The organism is Streptomyces sp. NPDC005551 (assembly GCF_042871785.1).
Classification (GTDB): domain Bacteria; phylum Actinomycetota; class Actinomycetes; order Streptomycetales; family Streptomycetaceae; genus Streptomyces.
Window position 1 is genome coordinate 20,497 of record NZ_JBIAJE010000016.1, and the last position, 15,984, is coordinate 36,480.

General features: G+C 73.9%; 15 protein-coding genes. 5 read left to right on the forward strand and 10 right to left on the reverse strand.

The window, feature by feature from the left end:
• Positions 1 to 7: 7 nt before the first annotated feature.
• The 10 genes from pstA to ACFYP4_RS32805 form a co-directional block, all read right to left on the reverse strand.
• A complete protein-coding gene (pstA, locus tag ACFYP4_RS32760; RefSeq protein WP_358854555.1) occupies positions 8 to 1,072 on the reverse strand; it encodes a phosphate ABC transporter permease PstA in 1,065 nt (354 codons plus the stop codon).
• The gene (pstC, locus tag ACFYP4_RS32765; RefSeq protein WP_358854554.1) at positions 1,069 to 2,076 is read right to left on the reverse strand and encodes a phosphate ABC transporter permease subunit PstC; all 1,008 of its coding nucleotides are present in this window, start codon (positions 2,074 to 2,076) and stop codon (positions 1,069 to 1,071) included. The genes pstA and pstC overlap by 4 nt, the downstream gene beginning before the upstream one ends.
• A gap of 101 nt (positions 2,077 to 2,177) precedes the next feature.
• Positions 2,178 to 3,308, reverse strand: a complete 1,131-nt coding sequence (gene pstS, locus ACFYP4_RS32770; protein WP_358854553.1) for a phosphate ABC transporter substrate-binding protein PstS — start codon at positions 3,306 to 3,308, stop codon at positions 2,178 to 2,180.
• A 356-nt stretch (positions 3,309 to 3,664) separates the two neighbouring features.
• Entirely contained in the window at positions 3,665 to 4,078 is a 414-nt protein-coding gene (locus ACFYP4_RS32775; protein ID WP_358854552.1) for an NUDIX hydrolase, read from the reverse strand.
• Positions 4,079 to 4,140: 62 nt separating this feature from the next.
• Entirely contained in the window at positions 4,141 to 5,328 is a 1,188-nt protein-coding gene (locus ACFYP4_RS32780; protein ID WP_388790429.1) for a CHAD domain-containing protein, read from the reverse strand.
• Positions 5,309 to 7,675 (reverse strand): RNA degradosome polyphosphate kinase, encoded by a 2,367-nt coding sequence (locus ACFYP4_RS32785; protein WP_388790432.1) that lies wholly within the window; start codon positions 7,673 to 7,675, stop codon positions 5,309 to 5,311. The genes ACFYP4_RS32780 and ACFYP4_RS32785 overlap by 20 nt, the downstream gene beginning before the upstream one ends.
• A 168-nt stretch (positions 7,676 to 7,843) precedes the next feature.
• Entirely contained in the window at positions 7,844 to 8,821 is a 978-nt protein-coding gene (locus tag ACFYP4_RS32790; protein ID WP_358854550.1) for a hypothetical protein, read from the reverse strand.
• Complete coding sequence (locus tag ACFYP4_RS32795) at positions 8,818 to 9,843, reverse strand: ABC transporter permease (RefSeq protein ID WP_388790435.1); 1,026 nt, start codon at positions 9,841 to 9,843, stop codon at positions 8,818 to 8,820. Before ACFYP4_RS32795 ends, ACFYP4_RS32790 begins: the two co-directional genes overlap by 4 nt.
• Positions 9,840 to 10,739 (reverse strand): ABC transporter ATP-binding protein, encoded by a 900-nt coding sequence (locus ACFYP4_RS32800; protein WP_388790438.1) that lies wholly within the window; start codon positions 10,737 to 10,739, stop codon positions 9,840 to 9,842. Before ACFYP4_RS32800 ends, ACFYP4_RS32795 begins: the two co-directional genes overlap by 4 nt.
• On the reverse strand, positions 10,736 to 11,152 hold the full coding sequence (locus ACFYP4_RS32805; protein ID WP_358854547.1) for a GntR family transcriptional regulator: 417 nt from the start codon (positions 11,150 to 11,152) through the stop codon (positions 10,736 to 10,738). The genes ACFYP4_RS32800 and ACFYP4_RS32805 overlap by 4 nt, the downstream gene beginning before the upstream one ends.
• Positions 11,153 to 11,487: 335 nt before the next feature.
• On the opposite strand from ACFYP4_RS32805, the gene ACFYP4_RS32810 reads away from it, so the two are divergent.
• Genes ACFYP4_RS32810 through ACFYP4_RS32830 form a run of 5 tightly spaced genes read left to right on the forward strand, consistent with a single transcriptional unit; the run spans position 11,488 to position 15,956 of the window.
• Positions 11,488 to 12,030, forward strand: a complete 543-nt coding sequence (locus ACFYP4_RS32810) for an RNA polymerase sigma factor (RefSeq protein WP_388790441.1) — start codon at positions 11,488 to 11,490, stop codon at positions 12,028 to 12,030.
• Positions 12,027 to 12,887, forward strand: coding sequence for a zf-HC2 domain-containing protein (locus ACFYP4_RS32815; RefSeq protein ID WP_388790444.1), 861 nt, complete (start codon positions 12,027 to 12,029; stop codon positions 12,885 to 12,887). Before ACFYP4_RS32810 ends, ACFYP4_RS32815 begins: the two co-directional genes overlap by 4 nt.
• Positions 12,884 to 13,765: an ABC transporter ATP-binding protein gene (locus tag ACFYP4_RS32820; RefSeq protein ID WP_388790447.1), complete on the forward strand. Its 882-nt coding sequence runs from the start codon at positions 12,884 to 12,886 to the stop codon at positions 13,763 to 13,765. The genes ACFYP4_RS32815 and ACFYP4_RS32820 overlap by 4 nt, the downstream gene beginning before the upstream one ends.
• Entirely contained in the window at positions 13,762 to 15,306 is a 1,545-nt protein-coding gene (locus ACFYP4_RS32825; RefSeq protein WP_388790450.1) for an ABC transporter permease, read from the forward strand. Before ACFYP4_RS32820 ends, ACFYP4_RS32825 begins: the two co-directional genes overlap by 4 nt.
• A complete protein-coding gene (locus ACFYP4_RS32830) occupies positions 15,303 to 15,956 on the forward strand; it encodes an ABC transporter (protein WP_358854575.1) in 654 nt (217 codons plus the stop codon). Before ACFYP4_RS32825 ends, ACFYP4_RS32830 begins: the two co-directional genes overlap by 4 nt.
• Positions 15,957 to 15,984: the final 28 nt, after the last annotated feature.

Here is a 15,984-nt window from a genome sequence, read left to right on the forward strand (position 1 = left end):
GGCCGCGTCAGCGGCCCGTCTTCGGGGCCTTCCAGCGGGCGATGCCGCGGGCCGCGAGGTTCAGGATCATGACGAAGGCGATGAGGGCGAGTGCCGCCGCCCAGGCCCGGTCGTAGGCCGCGCCGGAACCGGCGCTGTTCGCGTACTGCTGGTAGATGTACAGCGGCAGCGAGGCCTGCGGGTCCTGGAAGGGGTTGGTGTTGATGAACCCGGTACCCCAGACCAGGAGCAGCACGGGAGCGGTCTCACCGGTGATGCGGGCCACCGCGAGCATCACGCCCGTGATGATGCCGCCGATGGAGGTCGGCAGGACCACCTTGATGATGGTGCGCCACTTCGGGACGCCCAGCGCGAGGGAGGCCTCGCGCAGCTCGTTCGGGACGAGCTTGAGCATCTCCTCCGTGGAGCGGACCACCACGGGCATCATCAGGATGGACAGGGCGAGCGCGCCGGCGAAACCGGAGTAGCCCATGTCCAGGATCAGGATCCAGAAGCTGAGGACGAAGAGGCCGGCGACGATCGACGGGATGCCCGTCATGACGTCGACGAAGAAGGTGACGGCCTTGGCGAGGCCGCCCCGCCCGTACTCGACCAGGTAGATCGCGGTGAGGACACCGACCGGCACGGCGATCAGGGTGGCGATGCCGACCTGCTCCAGGGTGCCGAGGATGGCGTGGTAGATACCGCCGCCGGGCTCGGTGTCGGTGACCACACCCATCGAGTGGGTCAGGAAGTAGAGGTCGAAGACCTTGATGCCGCGCTTGGCGGTCTCCCACATCAGGGAGGCCAGCGGGATGACGGCGATCAGGAAGCAGACCCAGACCAGGCTGGTGGCGACGCGGTCCTTGGCCTGGCGGCGGCCCTCGACGCGGGCGGCGATGACGTACGTGCCGAGGACGAACAGGAGTGCGGCGATCAGGCCCCACTGGACGCGGCTGTCGAGGCCGCCGGCCAGGCCGATGACCGCGGCGAGGGCGACCGAGCCCGCGGCGATCCCCCACGGGGACCACTTCGGCAGCTGCGCGCCGCGCAGGGTGGCCGGGCGCTTGTCGGTGACGGGTGCGTGGCTCATGCGTTGGCCCCCGAGTACTCCTTGCGGCGGTTGATGATCATGCGCGCCGCGCCGTTGACCAGCAGGGTGATGACGAACAGCACCAGACCGGACGCGATCAGCGCGTCCTGTCCGAGTTCGGTGGCCTCGCTGAACTTGCTGGCGATGTTCTGGGCGAAGGTGCCGCCGCCCGGGTCGAGCAGGCTGGCGTCGATGTCGAAGGTCGGCGAGAGGACCGTGGCGACGGCCATCGTCTCGCCGAGCGCGCGGCCGAGACCGAGCATCGAGGCCGAGATCACGCCGGAGCGGCCGAAGGGCAGCACCGACATGCGGATGACCTCCCAGCGCGTGGCGCCGAGGGCCAGCGCGGCCTCCTCGTGCATCTGCGGGACCTGCCGGAAGACCTCACGGCTCACGTTGGTGATGATCGGCAGGATCATGATCGCGAGCAGGATGCCGACGGTGAGCATCGAGCGCGGGGCGCCGCCCTGCCACTCGAAGACGCCGGTCCAGCCGAAGTAGTGGTCGAGCCAGCCGAAGAGGCCGTTCATGTGCGGCACCAGGACGAGGGCGCCCCACAGGCCGTACACGATGGACGGGACGGCGGCGAGCAGGTCGATCACGTACCCGATGGTCCCGCCGAGCTTGCGCGGCGCGTAGTGCGTGATGAACAGCGCGATGCCGACCGCCACCGGGACCGCGAGGGCCATGGCGATGATCGCCGAGACGACCGTGCCGAAGGCCAGCACCGCGATGCCGAAGACCGGCGGCTGGAGGTTGGTGTTCCACTCGAACGTGGTGAAGAAGTTGCCGTGGTCCTCGCTGATCGCGAGGGACGCGCGGTAGGTGAGGAAGGCCGCGATGGCGGCCATGATCACCAGGAGGAAGATGCCGGACCCGCGGGAGAGGCCGAGGAAGATCCGGTCTCCGGGGCGGGTGGCGCCGCGGGCGGCGTTCTTCTGCTCGGCCGCGGAAGGCTGGGGGGCAGGAGGCGGTGCCTCTGCGGTACGTGTCGATATGTCCATCAGGATTCTCCGGTCTGCGGAGCCGGATCGGGTGGCGGCTCCAGGCGGCGGTGCACCGGACGGTGCGGCCCGCCTCGAGGGAGGCGGGCCGCACACTCAGGTCAGCTCAGGCCCGAGATGGTCTCGCGGACCTTCGTGATGATCTCGTCGGGGATCGGCGCGTACTTGGCCTCGGCCAGCTGCTGCTGTCCGGCCTCGCTCGCGACGTAGGTGAGGAAGGACTTGGTGGCGGCCAGGGTGTCGGCCTTGTTGCCCTTCTCGCAGACGATCTCGTACGTGACCAGGGTGAGCGGGTAGGCGCCCTCCTCGGTCGGCTTGTAGTTCAGCTCCAGCGCCAGGTCCTTGCCGGTGCCGGCGACCTTGGCGGTGGCGATGGCCTTGGTGGCGTTCTCCACGGTGGCCTTGACGGGCTCGGCGGCCTCGGTCTTGAGGTCGACGGTGTTGATGCCGTCACCGGCGTAGGAGAGCTCGAAGTACGAGATGGCGCCCTCGGTCTGCTTCACCTGCTGGGCCAGACCGGAGGAGCCCTGCGCGGACTGGCCGCCCTTGGCCTGCCAGGCCTTGCCGCCCGAGTACTTCCAGTCGGAGGGCGCGACGGCCTTCAGGTACTTGGTGAAGTTGTCCGTGGTGCCGGAGTCGTCCGAGCGGTGGAACGTCTGGATCTTGGTGCTCGGCAGCTTGGCGTCGGCGTTCAGCTTCGCGATCGCCTCGTCGTTCCACTTGGTGATCTTGCCGTCGAAGATCTGGGCGAGCGTGGCGGCGTCCAGGGTCAGGCTGTCGACGCCCGGGACGTTGTAGCCGACCGCGATCGGGCCGCCGACCATCGGCAGGTCGATGGCGTTGTTGTTGTCGCACGCCTTCTTGGCGGCCGTGACCTCTTCGGGCTTCAGCGGCGAGTCGGAGCCGGCGAAGGCCGTCTGGCCCTGCGTGAACGCCGTGATGCCGGCGCCCGAGCCCGTCGGGTTGTAGTTGATCTGGACGCCCTTGCAGGAGGCCGAGTACGCCTTGATCCAGGCGTCGATCGCGTTCTTCTGCGCGGAGGACCCGGAGGCCTGCAGCTGTCCCTTGGCGTCGTCGCACTTGATGGCGCTGTTGCCGGCCGTGGCCGAGCTGCCGCCGTCACTGCTCTTGCCGGTGTCGTCCGAGCCGCACGCCGTGAGGGCCAGGGCGCCGGAGACGGCGACAGCACCGAGGGAGAGGGCGCGGAGCCGGTTCTTGCGCTGAAGCTTCACTTTCGGGAGTTCCTTCCAATGGCCGCCCACAGATGGCGGCGCGCGAAGTCGGTGTATGCGGGCGCCACATCCAGAAAGGCGTTCCGCACCGGGTAAGGCCGAAATTAGGCAGAACAGGTGAAGCCGCCGACTGGCGTGAGTGAACGGGGGGTGAACCCCTGAGGGCGGTGTGGTGAGGTCACGGAACGCTTACGTCGAGGACACGGGCCGGTTTCGGACAACTCGGGTGACAACGGTCGCCCTGGTAACAGTAGGCATCCGGACGGCGTCGTCCGGGTTTCCACGCACGCCGACGGCCCCGGCACCTCCGAATGCCCGCGGGCGTGCCGTCCGCGGGGCCGGGCGGGTGGCCCTGCCTAGGGCAGGCGCAGGGCGGCGAGCAGGGCGTCGACCAGGTCGCGGTCGCGCGGCTGGGTGAGGTGCTCGCGGGCGGCGGCCGGGGGGAGCCACAGGATCCGGTCGACCTCGCGGTTCGGCGTGAAACCGCCCCGTGTCGCCTCGGCGGCCCAGTAGCGGACCTCCTTGGGGCGGTCGTCGACCACGTAGTGCTGGACGGGCAGCACGGCGCCCGGCTCGGCGGCGTACCCCGTCTCCTCCCCGACCTCGCGCAACGCGCCGGCCAGCGGGTCCTCGCCCGGCTTCAGCTTGCCCTTCGGGTGGGACCAGTCGTTGTACCTCGGCCGGTGGACCAGGCAGAGCCGTAGTTCGCCGGTGCCGGGCGCGCGGCGCCACAGGACGCAGCCCGCCGCCCGGATCGTGGTGTCCGTCATGGGGTTCGGCCTCCTCCCGCCCGCCGCGGCCGGTGCGGCCGTGCGCGGCTCGCTCCCCGCGGTCAGGCGGTGCCCACCGCGGTCTTCTGCCAGGACTGCTGGAACGCGAACCGGGCCGCCTCCACCTCGTGCCGCTGGTCGGCGTGGAGCACCCCGAGGGCGTACGCCGTCGCCGGGGCGATGCGCGGGGTGCGGGCCGCCGTCGCCGCTGCCGCGGCCGCCTCCGCCGCGTCCCGGTGCTGGTTCAGGGCCCGGCCCGCGTTCAGCAGGCGGACGTCCACCGGGCCCTGCGCGCCGTGCAGGACCTCACGCGCGTAGCGGTGCAGCCGCAGCAGCAGGCGCACCTGGTGCCAGGGGGCGTCCTGCGGCTGGGGCGCGGTGTCGGCGGAGAGGCCGTGCACGAGGGCCTCGGCGTTGTAGGGGTGGCCCGCGGTGATCAGGGGCAGCGCGGTGACCGCGTCGCACAGCCGCTCCTCGGCGGCGGCGGCCGGGCGGCGCAGGTCGGCGGCGGCCGCCCCGGGTGTCAGCGGGACCTCGCTGGCGAGGACGGCGACGTGGTCGGCGACCGCGTGGAAGCGGCTCGAACCGAGCGCCTGGAGGGCCGCCGAGTGGGCCCGCGTCCGGGCGAGGGTCAGCTGGCGTTCCAGCAGTGCGCCCGCTTTCGCTGCGCCCACGGTGAGGTGGCCGCGCTCCGGGCGGCCCGGGCCGGGGACGACCGGGCCTGCGGCACCCTCCGGGCCCCCCGCGGGCCGGCCCGCCACGGCGGCGGTGGCCGGCCTGGCGGAGTGGGCCGGCGGGAAGGCCGCCGAGCCCGAGAGGCGGTGCAGGGCCTGCAGCAGGCGCTCCAGCCGGGCCGCGTACGCGTGCTCGTGGGCCAGGATGCCGGACAGCCAGGCCAGCTCGGGGCGCATGGACTCGGACCACTCGGCGTCGAGCAGCGGCCGGAAGGTGTGCAGGGTGCCGCTGATGCGGCGGGCCGAGCGGCGCAGGGCGCGCGCCGCGTCGACGGAGTCCTGCGAGCCGTTCTCCGTACCCTTCGGCCGCGCCCGCGCCGCGGGGCCGCCGTCGCCGCCGGCCTCCCGGTGCTGGCGCAGCGAGCGCAGGAACTCCGTGGCCTGGGCGCGCAGATAGGCGGCGAGGGCCTCCCCGGTGGGGGCGCCCCGCAACTCGTCGAGGTCCCCGCCCGCGGGGGCCGGGCGTGCGGCGGGCCCGGTGGCGGGCCCTGCGGGGTCAAGGTGTCGCTGTGCCACGCCGGCGCCTCCGGGCGTCTATGAGCATCTCCTGGACGTTGCGCAGGGGCTGGCCGTCCGCGTCGGTCGCGTGCCGGGTCCACTCGCCGTCGGGGCCCAGGTGCCAGGAGGACGTCGTGTCGGACATGCCGGTCTCCAGCAGCCGGTTCAGGGCCGCCCGGTGGGCCGGGTCGGTGACCCGGACCAGTGCCTCGATCCGGCGGTCGAGGTTGCGGTGCATCATGTCGGCGCTGCCGATCCACACCTCGGGTTCGCCGCCGTTGCCGAAGCCGAAGACCCGGGAGTGTTCGAGGAAGCGGCCGAGTATGGAGCGGACCCGGATGTTCTCGGAGAGTCCGGGGACGCCCGGGCGGACGGCGCAGATGCCGCGGACCCACACGTCGACCGGGACTCCGGCCTGCGACGCGCGGTACAGGGCGTCGATGAGCGCCTCGTCCACCATCGAGTTGACCTTGATGCGGATGTGGGCGGGACGTCCGGCGTTGTGGTGCTGGACCTCCTTGTTGATCCGCGAGATCAGGCCGTCGCGCAGGGACTTGGGGGCGACGAGGAGCCGGCGGTAGGTCTCGCGGCGCGAGTAGCCCGAGAGGCGGTTGAAGAGGTCCGAGAGGTCCGCGCCGACCTGCGGGTCCGCGGTCAGCAGCCCGAGGTCCTCGTACAGGCGGGCTGTCTTCGGGTGGTAGTTGCCGGTGCCGACGTGGGAGTAGCGGCGGAGCGTGTCGCCCTCCTGCCGGACCACCAGCGACAGCTTGCAGTGGGTCTTCAGGCCGACGAGCCCGTAGACCACGTGGCAGCCCGACTCCTCCAGCTTGCGGGCCCACTTGATGTTGGCCTGCTCGTCGAAGCGGGCCTTGATCTCCACCAGGACGAGGACCTGCTTGCCGGACTCGGCCGCGTCTATCAGCGCGTCCACGATCGGCGAGTCGCCCGACGTCCGGTACAGGGTCTGCTTGATAGCCAGCACGTCCGGGTCGCCGGCCGCCTGCTCCAGGAAGGCCTGGACGGAGGTGGAGAAGGAGTCGTACGGGTGGTGCAGGAGGACGTCGCGCTCGCGCAGGGCGGCGAAGATGTCGGGCGCGGACGCCGACTCGACCTCCGCGAGGTCGCGGTGGGTGCCCGCGATGAACTTCTGGTACTTCAGCTCGGGCCGGTCCAGGTGGCTGATGCCGAAGAGGCCGGTGAGGTCCAGGGGGCCGGGCAGCGGGTACACCTCCGCCTCGCTGATCTTCAGCTCGCGGAGCAGCAGGTCGAGCACGTACCGGTCGATGGACTCCTCGACCTCCAGGCGCACCGCCGGTCCGAAGCGGCGCCGCATCAGCTCCTTCTCCAGAGCCTGGAGGAGGTTCTCGGTGTCGTCCTCCTCGACCTCCAGGTCCTCGTTGCGGGTGAGGCGGAAGGTGTGGTGCTCCAGGACCTCCATGCCCGGGAAGAGCTCTTCCAGGTGCGCGGCTATGACGTCCTCGATGGGGACGTAGCGGTCCGGGGAGGCCTCGAGGAAGCGGGAGAGCAGCGGCGGGACCTTGACGCGGGCGAAGTGGCGGTGCCCGCTGACCGGGTTGCGCACGATCACCGCGAGGTTCAGGGAGAGGCCCGAGATGTACGGGAAGGGGTGCGCCGGGTCGACCGCGAGGGGGGTGAGGACCGGGAAGATCTGGTGGCGGAACAGCGTGAAGAGGCGGGCCTGCTCCTTCTCGGTCAGCTCGCTCCAGCGGACCAGGTGGATGCCTTCCTCGGCCAGCGCGGGGGCGACGTCCTCCTGGTAGCAGGCCGCGTGCCGGGCCATGAGCTCGCGCGAGCGGGCCCAGATCATCTCCAGCACCTCGCGGGGCTGGAGGCCGGAGGCGGAGCGGGTGGCGACGCCGGTGGCGATCCGGCGCTTGAGGCCGGCCACCCGGACCATGAAGAACTCGTCCAGGTTGCTGGCGAAGATCGCCAGGAAGTTCGCGCGTTCCAGCAGCGGCGTGTTCGGGTCCTCGGCGAGTTCGAGAACCCGCTCGTTGAACGCCAGCCAGCTGCGCTCCCGGTCCAGGAACCGGCCCTGGGGCAGCTGGATGCCGTCCTGCACGGTGTCCTCGTAGACGTCGAGATCCGCGTCGAGGTCCGGTTCGAGGTCCGAGACGTTGGCCGCGACGGTGTGCGGCCGGTGGGCGGCGATGGAGCCGACGGAGGGCTGCGGGTGCTGGACCTGTGCCTTGGCGCTGGGCTGGTTCATGGACCCATTCTTCCGCGCCTGGGGCGGGACCGGCGCGTCGGAGCGGGCGGGCGGGAGCGTGAGCGCGAAACGGCCGCTCCCCCCTGCCTTCCCGTTCTCCGGGGGAGGCGAGGGCTCGGGCACGGAGGGGTTCATTCGGTGAGGGTCGCAAGCTTGTCTGAATCGATGGTTACGGCGACATGACGTGCGGGATATCGGCGGGCGGCTCCCGGACGTCCGTTCGGACGGGAGCAGGTGAGGTGGGGGCCGGCCGTGGGCCCCGGTGCGTCCCGGCCCCGTGCGGGACGTAGGGGCCGGGAATGCTCAGGCCGTCCGGCGCCTGAGCACCGCGTGGGCGGCGGCCACCGCCAGGGCGGCGAGTGCGAGGACGATCCCGGACTCCGCGAGCTGGAGGGGCCAGAAATGGGACGGGGGGTGGTAGGTGACCCAGAAGTCGCTGATCCGGCTGCTCGCCATGCAGCGCTTGATCTCGGCCGGGTCGCCGTACCGCGTGCAGGCGGTGTTGTTGCCGATGCGGGTGCCGTCCGTGGTGATCACGCCGTGTTCGAGTGTCTGGACGCCCGCGGGCGGGTCGAGGGCGCCCCGGCCGGTGAGGGTGTCGGTGGGCCACAGGCCCGGGCGGTACGCGTTGCCGAGGACGTACACGACGAGCAGGGCGGCGAGGGCGGCGGCCAGGGCGGGCAGTGAGCGGCGCAGCAGCAGGCCCGCGAGGGCGCCGAGGGCCAGGCCGCACAGGGCGTGGGCGACCGTCACGGTTCCGTTGGCGTGGAAGGCGTCGGCGTCGTACCAGAGGACGCCGAGCCAGCGCAGTTCCCCGCCGCGGCTCCACATCGTCCGGTGCAGCAGGACCAGGAGCGTGGTTCCCGCGGTGACGAGCAGGGCCGGGAGGGCGAGCTTGGCGGTCAGCCAGCGGGCCGGGGTGACCGACTGGGTCCAGGCGAGCTGCGCGGTGCCGTTCTCCAGTTCCCGGGCGGTCAGCGTGGCGCCGGCCCACGCGGCGACCAGCAGCGGCAGGTAGCCGACCGTGAGGGTGCTGACCGCCATGACGGCGTGGTACGGGTCGAGCCAGGGTCCGGAGACGTCGTCGCACAGGTCCGCCGCGGCGGGACAGGCGGCGCGGTCCCTCGCGAGGGCGCTGTCGAAGCCGGGGCCGCGGGCCCACAGCATCGCCGCGGAGACCACGGTGACCAGCCCCAGCCAGCACCACAGCGCGGGGCGGTGCAGCCGCAGCACGGTCCAGGGCAGGCCCCGGACGGTGCCCCGGACCGTGGACGTGCTCATCCGGCCGCCTCCGTCGTGACGGCGCCGGTGCCCTCGGTGCGCCGCTTCAGCAGCCGGAAGGCGGCGAGAGCCGTGAGTCCGGTGAGGGCGAGGGCGGCGCCGGTCGCCGTGAGCTGGAGGAGCCAGTAGTGCGAGGCGGGCTGGACGTCGCTGTAGTAGCCGGTGACGTGGAGCCGCTCGAAGGTGCCCGCGCAGGCCCGGGCGGGGTCCCAGGCCGAGGTGCAGCGCGGCAGGGGCAGCCGGGCACCGGCGGAGTCGAGGACGCCGCGGCCGGTGGCGAGGCCGCCGTACCAGGGGCCCTGCTCCAGGGAGGTGGTCCGCGTGACGGGCGGCCAGAACCAGCCGCGGTATCCGTTGAGCGCCCACCACAGGGCGCCGGTGGCCGCGGTGGTGACGGCGAGGGAGGCCAGGGAGCGGCGCAGCAGCAGACCGGTGAGGGCGCCCGCGGCCAGGGCGAACAGGGCGAGCGCGACCGTGGTCGGGCCGTTGGCCTGGAAGACCATGAGGTCGTGCCAGGGGAGGCCGTTGCCGCCGCGTCCCGCGTCCCACATCAGGTGGTGCAGCAGGACCAGGAGCGTGCTTCCCGCGGTGACGAGCAGGGCCGGGACGGCGAGCTTGGCGGCCAGCCAGCGGGCCGGGGAGACCGACTGGGTCCAGGCGAGCTGGGCGGTGCCGTTCTCCATGTCCCGGGCGGTCAGCACGGCACCGGCCCAGGCCGCGACGAGCAGCGGCAGGAACGTGACGGTGTAGTGCGCGTACCGGGAGACGTCCTTGAAAGCGAGATACGCGCTCTCGTCGAACGCACAGGTGTAGTCGCAGGCCTGGAGGCGCCGGTACGCGGCGACCGCGGGTCCGGCGAGCGCCGCGTACGCCCACAGCGTCAGCGCGGCGGCGGCGGTGACCAGGGCCGTCCACGCGTACAGGGCGGCCCGGTGCAGGCGCAGTACGGCGCGCGCGGTGCCGAAGCGGAGGGCCGCGGGACGCGGGGCGGCGGGGGTTTTGGCGGTGGTGAGCGCGGTCATGCGGCGGGCTCCCGGTCTGCTGCGTGGTGGAAGGGGCGGAGGAGCAGGTCGGGTGCCTCGGGATTGCGCAGGTGCGCGAGCAGCAGTTCCTCCAGGGAGGGGGCGCTGGTCTCGCCGCCGTCGGTGAGCGGGCCCCGCGGGCGGACGAGGGCGGTCAGCTGCCGTCCGGTGGTGCGGGACTCGATCACGGTGTGCGGGGCGAGATCGCGGTCCGGGCCGGTGGTGAGGACGTGCGCGGCCACGAGGTCGTCGAGGTCGCCCGCCAGCCGTACCCGGCCGCCGCCGAGCAGGACCAGGTGGTCGCAGGAGTTCTCCAGTTCGGCGACCACGTGCGAGGACATGACCACGCCGGTGCCCCGCTCGGCGGACTCCGCCAGCAGTACGCCCATCAGCTCGTGGCGGGCCAGCGGATCGAGGTCGGCCATCGGCTCGTCCAGGAGCAGGAGGTCGGGCCGCTTGCCGAGCGCGAGGGCGAGCGCCACCCGGGTGCGCTGGCCGCCGGACAGGGAGCGGATGCGGGCCTTCGGGGCGAGGTCGCCGGCCGCGGTGATCCGCTCGGCGGCCGAGGCGTCCCAGCGGTCCGGGTTCAGCTCGCGGCCCAGGCGCAGTGTCTCGGCGACCGTGAGCTGCGGGTACAGCGGCTTGTGCTGGGCGACGTACGCGATGCGTCCGCGGGCCGCCGCGGGGCTCGTGCCGAGCACTGTCAGCGTGCCCTCGGTCGGCCCGAGCACGCCGGCCGCGAGGGCGAGCAGGGTCGACTTGCCCGCGCCGTTCGGGCCGACGACGGCGCAGACGCGTCCGGCGGGCAGCCGCAGAGCGCACTCCCGCAGGGCCCACTTTCCCCGGCGCCCGAACCGCTTGCCCAGTCCGGCCGCTTCGATGGCGGTGTCGGTCATCTCGGGTCCCCCTCGGTGCTCATGTGCTGTGGTTCCTCGGTGTTCGTGAACTGCTCGAGTACGGAAGTGAAGAGCGCGGCCACGTCCTCCCGGTCCAGGCCTGCCGCGCGGGCCCGGGCCGCCCAGTCCTCCAGCTCGGCCCGCAGCGGCGAGTCGGCCGGGGCGGCGCCCAACGAGCGCCGGACGAAGGTGCCGAGACCCCGGCGGGCCTCGACCAGACCCTCGCGCTCCAGCTCGCGGTAGGCCTTGAGGACGGTGTTCGGGTTGATCGCCGTGGCCTCGACGACCTCGCGGGCCGTGGGCAGCCGGTCGCCCGGTTCGAGCAGGCCGAGGCGCAGGGCCTGCTTGGTCTGCTGGACGATCTGCATGTAGGTGGCGACGCCGCTGCGCCGGTCGATGCGGTACTCGACCACTGGGAACAACCACCCTTTCACTAATTGAGTAGTGAAAGGGTGGTGCAAGGGTCCCGCCGGTGTCAAGCGCGACCGGGCGGCGGACGGCCTCCCGAGATGCGCGTACCGGCGGGCATAGGGCGTCCCGGCGTGCGCGGGCCGGACGGTGGACGGCCTCCCGGCGTGCGCGGGCCGGACGGTGGACGGCGTCCCGGCGTGCGCGGGCCGGACGGTGGACGGCCTCCCGGCGTGCGGGGACCGGACGGCGGACGGCGTTCCGAGGTGCCCGGGCCGGCCCCGGAGAACTCCTCGTATCCGTCGTGAACCGATCCGGGGGGCTCGTCCGATGATGGGGCGTGAGGGATACGAGAAGCGACGGGGAGCTGCTGCGGGCCATCGCGGCGGACGCGGACCGCCGCGCCTTCGAGGAGCTGTACCGGCGGTTCGCGCCGTGGCTGACCGCGCGGCTGCGCGGCCGCTGCGCCGACGCCGCGGTGGTCGACGACGTCGTGCAGGAGACGTTCCTCGCCGTGTGGCGCGGCACCGCCCGCTACCGCGAGGAGGGGGACCCGGCAGGCTGGCTGTGGCGTATCGGCTCACGCCGGCTGATCGACACCCTGCGCGGCGACGGGGCGCGCGGGCGGCTGCGGCAGGCACTGGCGCGGCTGCGGCACCGGGACGAGGCCTCCGCCGAGGAGCGGGTGCTGGCGGGCGTCGAGCACGGCGACCTGGCCGGCGCGCTGACCCGGCTCTCGCCCGAACTGCGGGCGGTCCTCCAGGCCACCGTCGTCGACGGACTCACCACCCGGGAGGCGGCCGTCCTGCTCGGCATCCCGCCCGGCACGGTCAAGACACGGGCCTCACGCGCCCGCAAGCAGCTGAGGGAGGCGCTGGCATGAGCGGACACGACACCACCTGGCACGTGCCGCAGGAGGACCTGCGGGCCTACGCCCGAGGTGAGCTGACGGCGCCCCGGCTGTGGTCCGCCGACGCCCACCTCGCCGCCTGCCCCCGATGCCGGGAGGCCCTCGGCGAGGCCGTCGGACCGGCCGCGCTGGACGCGGGATGGGCCCGCCTGGACGCCGAACTCGACGCCCCGCGGCCCGGACTCCTGGAATCCCTGCTGGTGCGGGCCGGCGTCGCCGACCACACGGCACGGCTGCTCGCCGCCACCCCCGTGCTGCGGCGCGCCTGGCTCGTCGCCGTCGTCGCCGTCCTGATGACGACCCTCGCGGCGGCGACCGCGCTGCGCACCGCCCAGTCGCCCACCCTGTTCCTCGCCCTCGCGCCGCTGCTCCCGCTCGCCGGGGTCGCGCTGTCGTACGGGCCCGCCCTCGACCCGACGTACGAGATGACCGTCGTCGCCCCGACCCACGGATTCCGGCTGCTGATGATCCGCACCGTCGCCGTGCTGGCCACCGGGACCGCGCTCAACGGCCTGGCCACGCTCGCGCTGCCCTCCTACGGACTGCGCGCGGTCGCCTGGCTGCTGCCCGCGCTCGCCCTCACCGCGCTCGCCCTCTCGCTGACCCCCCGGCTCGGGCCGGTCGCCGCGCCCGTCCTGACCGGCGGGGCGTGGGTGGGGCTGCTGCTGGTGGCCGACCGCAGGACCGAGGGCGTCCTCGCACCGTTCACCGCGGCCGGCCAGGGCGTCGCCGCGGGCGTCGCCCTGCTCGCCGCCGGACTTCTGTACGCCGTCCGCGACCGTTTCGACTCGTCCACCGTCTCCACCCCGACCCACAGGAGCGCCGCATGACCTCCGCCTTCCCGGGGGCCGCCCCCACCGTGTCGGCCGCCGGGCTGACCGTGCGCTACGGCAGCACCCCCGCCCTCGACGACGTGTCGCTGCGGCTCGGGGACGGCGTCACCGGGCTCCTCGGGCCCAACGGCGCCGGCAAGACAACCCTGTTGCGGGTGCTCGCCACCGCCCTGCCCGCCGACCGCGGCTCCTTCACGGTGCTCGGCCACGACCCACGCACGACGGCCGGCCGGCAGGACGCGCGCCGTGCGCTCGGCTATCTGCCGCAGACCCCCGGCTTCCACCCCGACTTCACCGCCTTCGAGTTCGTCGACTACGTGGCGATCCTGAAGGAGCTGACGGACCGCGCCGCCCGGCACGCCGAGGTGCGGCGGGTGCTCGACGCCGTCGACCTGTCCGACGTCCGCGCCCGGCGCATCAAGAAGCTCTCCGGCGGGATGCGGCAGCGGGTCGCCCTGGCCGCCGCGCTCGTCGGCGACCCCGGTTTCCTCGTCCTGGACGAGCCGACCGTCGGCCTCGACCCCGAACAGCGCATGCGCTTCCGGGAGCTGATCGCCGGGGCGGGGGAGGGGCGGACGGTCCTGCTGTCCACCCACCAGACCGAGGACGTGGCGATGCTCTGCCACCGGGTGATCGTCATGGCCCGTGGCCGGATCCTCTTCGAGGGCACCCCCGCCGAACTGGCCGCACGCGCGGCGGGCCGGGTGTGGAGCAGCGCGGAACGCGCCCCGCACGCGAAGGCCGGCTGGCGTACGGGCACCGGCGCCTTCCGCAACGTCGGCGACCCGCCGCCCGGCGCGGACCTGCTCGAACCGACGCTGGAGGACGGCTACTTGCTCACGCTCGACGGCGAGCCGGCGGAGGTCGCGGCATGAGCGCCACGGTCACGGAGACGGCCCCCGCGGGGACCGCGCCCACCACCCGGGACGACCGGCGCCCCCGCGCCGCCGCGGTGCTCGCGCTGGCCCGGTTCGAGGCACGCGAAATGTTCCTCCAGATCCCGGTGTTCGCCATGCTCGTCCTGTACCTCGCCTACACCTGCTGGCAGTTGTGGTCCGGCCGCGAGCCCATGGACGACTTCCCGGCCCTCCAGGACGCCGACCGGGCCACACAGGACCGGCCCGTGCTCCTCGCCGTCGCCGTCCTCGTCTGCGCCAACCGGGCCGTCCTGCGCTCCCGCCGGCGCGGCACCGATCAGTCCTTCGCCGTGCTGCTGATGGAGCCGTGGCGGCGTACGGCGGCCCACGCGCTGTCCGTCGTCCCCGTCGCCGTGGTCACCGCGCTCGTGGTCGCCCTCGACTTCACCTGCACGGCGCTGAAGCCCGGCGCGGTCGGTCACGGCTCGCCCGCCGAGCTGGCCGTGGGCCCGCTGACGGTCCTGCTGGCGGGCGTCCTCGGCGTGCTGCTCGCCCGCCTGGTCCCCTCCGTGTTCGCGGCCCCGCTGTTCGTGGTCGGCGGACTGGTCCTCGCCACCCTCCTGTCCGCCGCTCTGAGCGACGCCCGCTGGCTGCGCTGGCTGTGGCCGGTCGTCACCGACTCCGGCACCGAACCGCTCCCGTCCGACCTGCTGGGCCGCCCGGCCGCCTGGCACGCCCTGTACCTGGCGGGCCTCGCCGCGGCCCTGGCCTGCGCGGCGGTCCTCGCCGCCGGCGGCCGCACCCGGCTGGTCGCCGCGGTGACGGTCGCCGCACTCGCCGCCACCGGCGCCGGGGTGGCCGGACAGTCGTCCGGCGAGCCCGCCGGGCTGATCGCGGCCCGGGAGAAGGCGTCCGTCAGCCCGGAGAAGGTGCAGTCCTGCCGCACCCACGGCCGGGACGCGTACTGCGCCTACCCCGAGTGGACCGGGAGGACGGCCGAGTGGGCCGAGGTCGTGAAGCGCGTGCGCTCCCTCACGGGCGGCGGCGCGGCGGGCACCCGGCTGACCGTACGGCAGCGCCTCGACGCCCGGTACGGCCTGGACGCCGACACCACGCTGGAGCCGTCCCGCACGCCCGGCCGGGTCACCGTCGGCACGCGCTGGGGCGGCACCCGGGTACCCGAGTTCGCCGTCGCCGTCGCCTCGGTCCTGGTGGCGGGCGACGAGAACGCCATGAGCGAGGCCTGCGACGCCCGCGTGGTGACGGTCATGTGGCTCGCGCTGGGCGCCGAGTCCGACCCGATGGCCGCGTTCCGGCGCGTCCGCCTCGACGACCGCACCAGCGGCTCGGGCATCGCGCTCACCCCGACGAACCCGCTCGGCATGACCGCCCAGCAGGCCGACGTGATCCGCGAGCTGCTCGAGAAGCCGCGCTACGGCGTCACCGCCAAGGTGAAGGCGCACTGGGCGGAGCTGGTCTCCCCGAAGACCACCACGGCACGGGCGGCGGAGCTGCTGGACGTGCCGGTGCCCGAGGGAACCGACGCGTGCCGGGCATGATCCGGGCGCTGGTCCGGCCCGTGTCGCGGACCCTGCCGTGGCGGTCACTGGCGGCGGGCGGGGGAGTGGGGCTGCTGCTCGCGGGAGTGCCCCGGATGCTCTCCGGGCCGCCCGACGAGCGGCTGTCCCTGACGCTGCTGCGGGCCGCGATGCTCGCCTGCGCCCTCGGGCTGGTGTTCCTCCTCGACGACCCGGCCCGGCACACCACGGCGGCCGTCCCGGCGCGGCGCCCGCTGCGCACCGGCCTGCGCGTCGTGCTCGTCGCGCCGCTCGCCGCGGCCTGGTGGGCGGCGGCCCTCGCCCTCGTGCCGGAGGCGGGGCGCCCGCCGGTGGGCGCCGTCAGCCTGGAGGCGGCGGCCGTCGCCGTCCTCGCGCTGGCCGCGGCCGCGGCGGGCGTACGCCTCTCGGACGAGGCCGCGCCCGGTACGGCGGCGGCCGTCGCGGTCCTGGTGACGGCGATCGCCGCGCCGCTGCTGGTGCCGCACCGGTGGAGCCCGTTCGTCTCCGTGACCGACGACCGCTGGAGCGCGGCCCACCACCAGTGGGCGCTGCTCCTCGCCGCCGGGGCCGTCGCCTGGGTGACCTGTGTGCGGGAACCCCGCCGCAGGCGGTCCGGGCCGGGCCTCCGGCCGGCCGCCCCGGCCGGGTAATCCTGACCGGCCCGGTGGGGGCGAACCC

What these genes read in the sequence shown, in the direction of transcription:
- pstA (WP_358854555.1), bottom strand. Translation starts at nt 1,072, where the DNA reads ATGAGCCACGCACCCGTCACCGACAAGCGCCCGGCCACCCTGCGCGGC.
- pstC (WP_358854554.1), bottom strand. Translation starts at nt 2,076, where the DNA reads ATGGACATATCGACACGTACCGCAGAGGCACCGCCTCCTGCCCCCCAG.
- ACFYP4_RS32775 (WP_358854552.1), bottom strand. Translation starts at nt 4,078, where the DNA reads ATGACGGACACCACGATCCGGGCGGCGGGCTGCGTCCTGTGGCGCCGC.
- ACFYP4_RS32785 (WP_388790432.1), bottom strand. Translation starts at nt 7,675, where the DNA reads ATGAACCCCTCCGTGCCCGAGCCCTCGCCTCCCCCGGAGAACGGGAAG.
- ACFYP4_RS32790 (WP_358854550.1), bottom strand. Translation starts at nt 8,821, where the DNA reads ATGAGCACGTCCACGGTCCGGGGCACCGTCCGGGGCCTGCCCTGGACC.
- ACFYP4_RS32795 (WP_388790435.1), bottom strand. Translation starts at nt 9,843, where the DNA reads ATGACCGCGCTCACCACCGCCAAAACCCCCGCCGCCCCGCGTCCCGCG.
- ACFYP4_RS32800 (WP_388790438.1), bottom strand. Translation starts at nt 10,739, where the DNA reads ATGACCGACACCGCCATCGAAGCGGCCGGACTGGGCAAGCGGTTCGGG.
- ACFYP4_RS32815 (WP_388790444.1), top strand. Translation starts at nt 12,027, where the DNA reads ATGAGCGGACACGACACCACCTGGCACGTGCCGCAGGAGGACCTGCGG.
- ACFYP4_RS32820 (WP_388790447.1), top strand. Translation starts at nt 12,884, where the DNA reads ATGACCTCCGCCTTCCCGGGGGCCGCCCCCACCGTGTCGGCCGCCGGG.
- ACFYP4_RS32825 (WP_388790450.1), top strand. Translation starts at nt 13,762, where the DNA reads ATGAGCGCCACGGTCACGGAGACGGCCCCCGCGGGGACCGCGCCCACC.
- ACFYP4_RS32830 (WP_358854575.1), top strand. Translation starts at nt 15,303, where the DNA reads ATGATCCGGGCGCTGGTCCGGCCCGTGTCGCGGACCCTGCCGTGGCGG.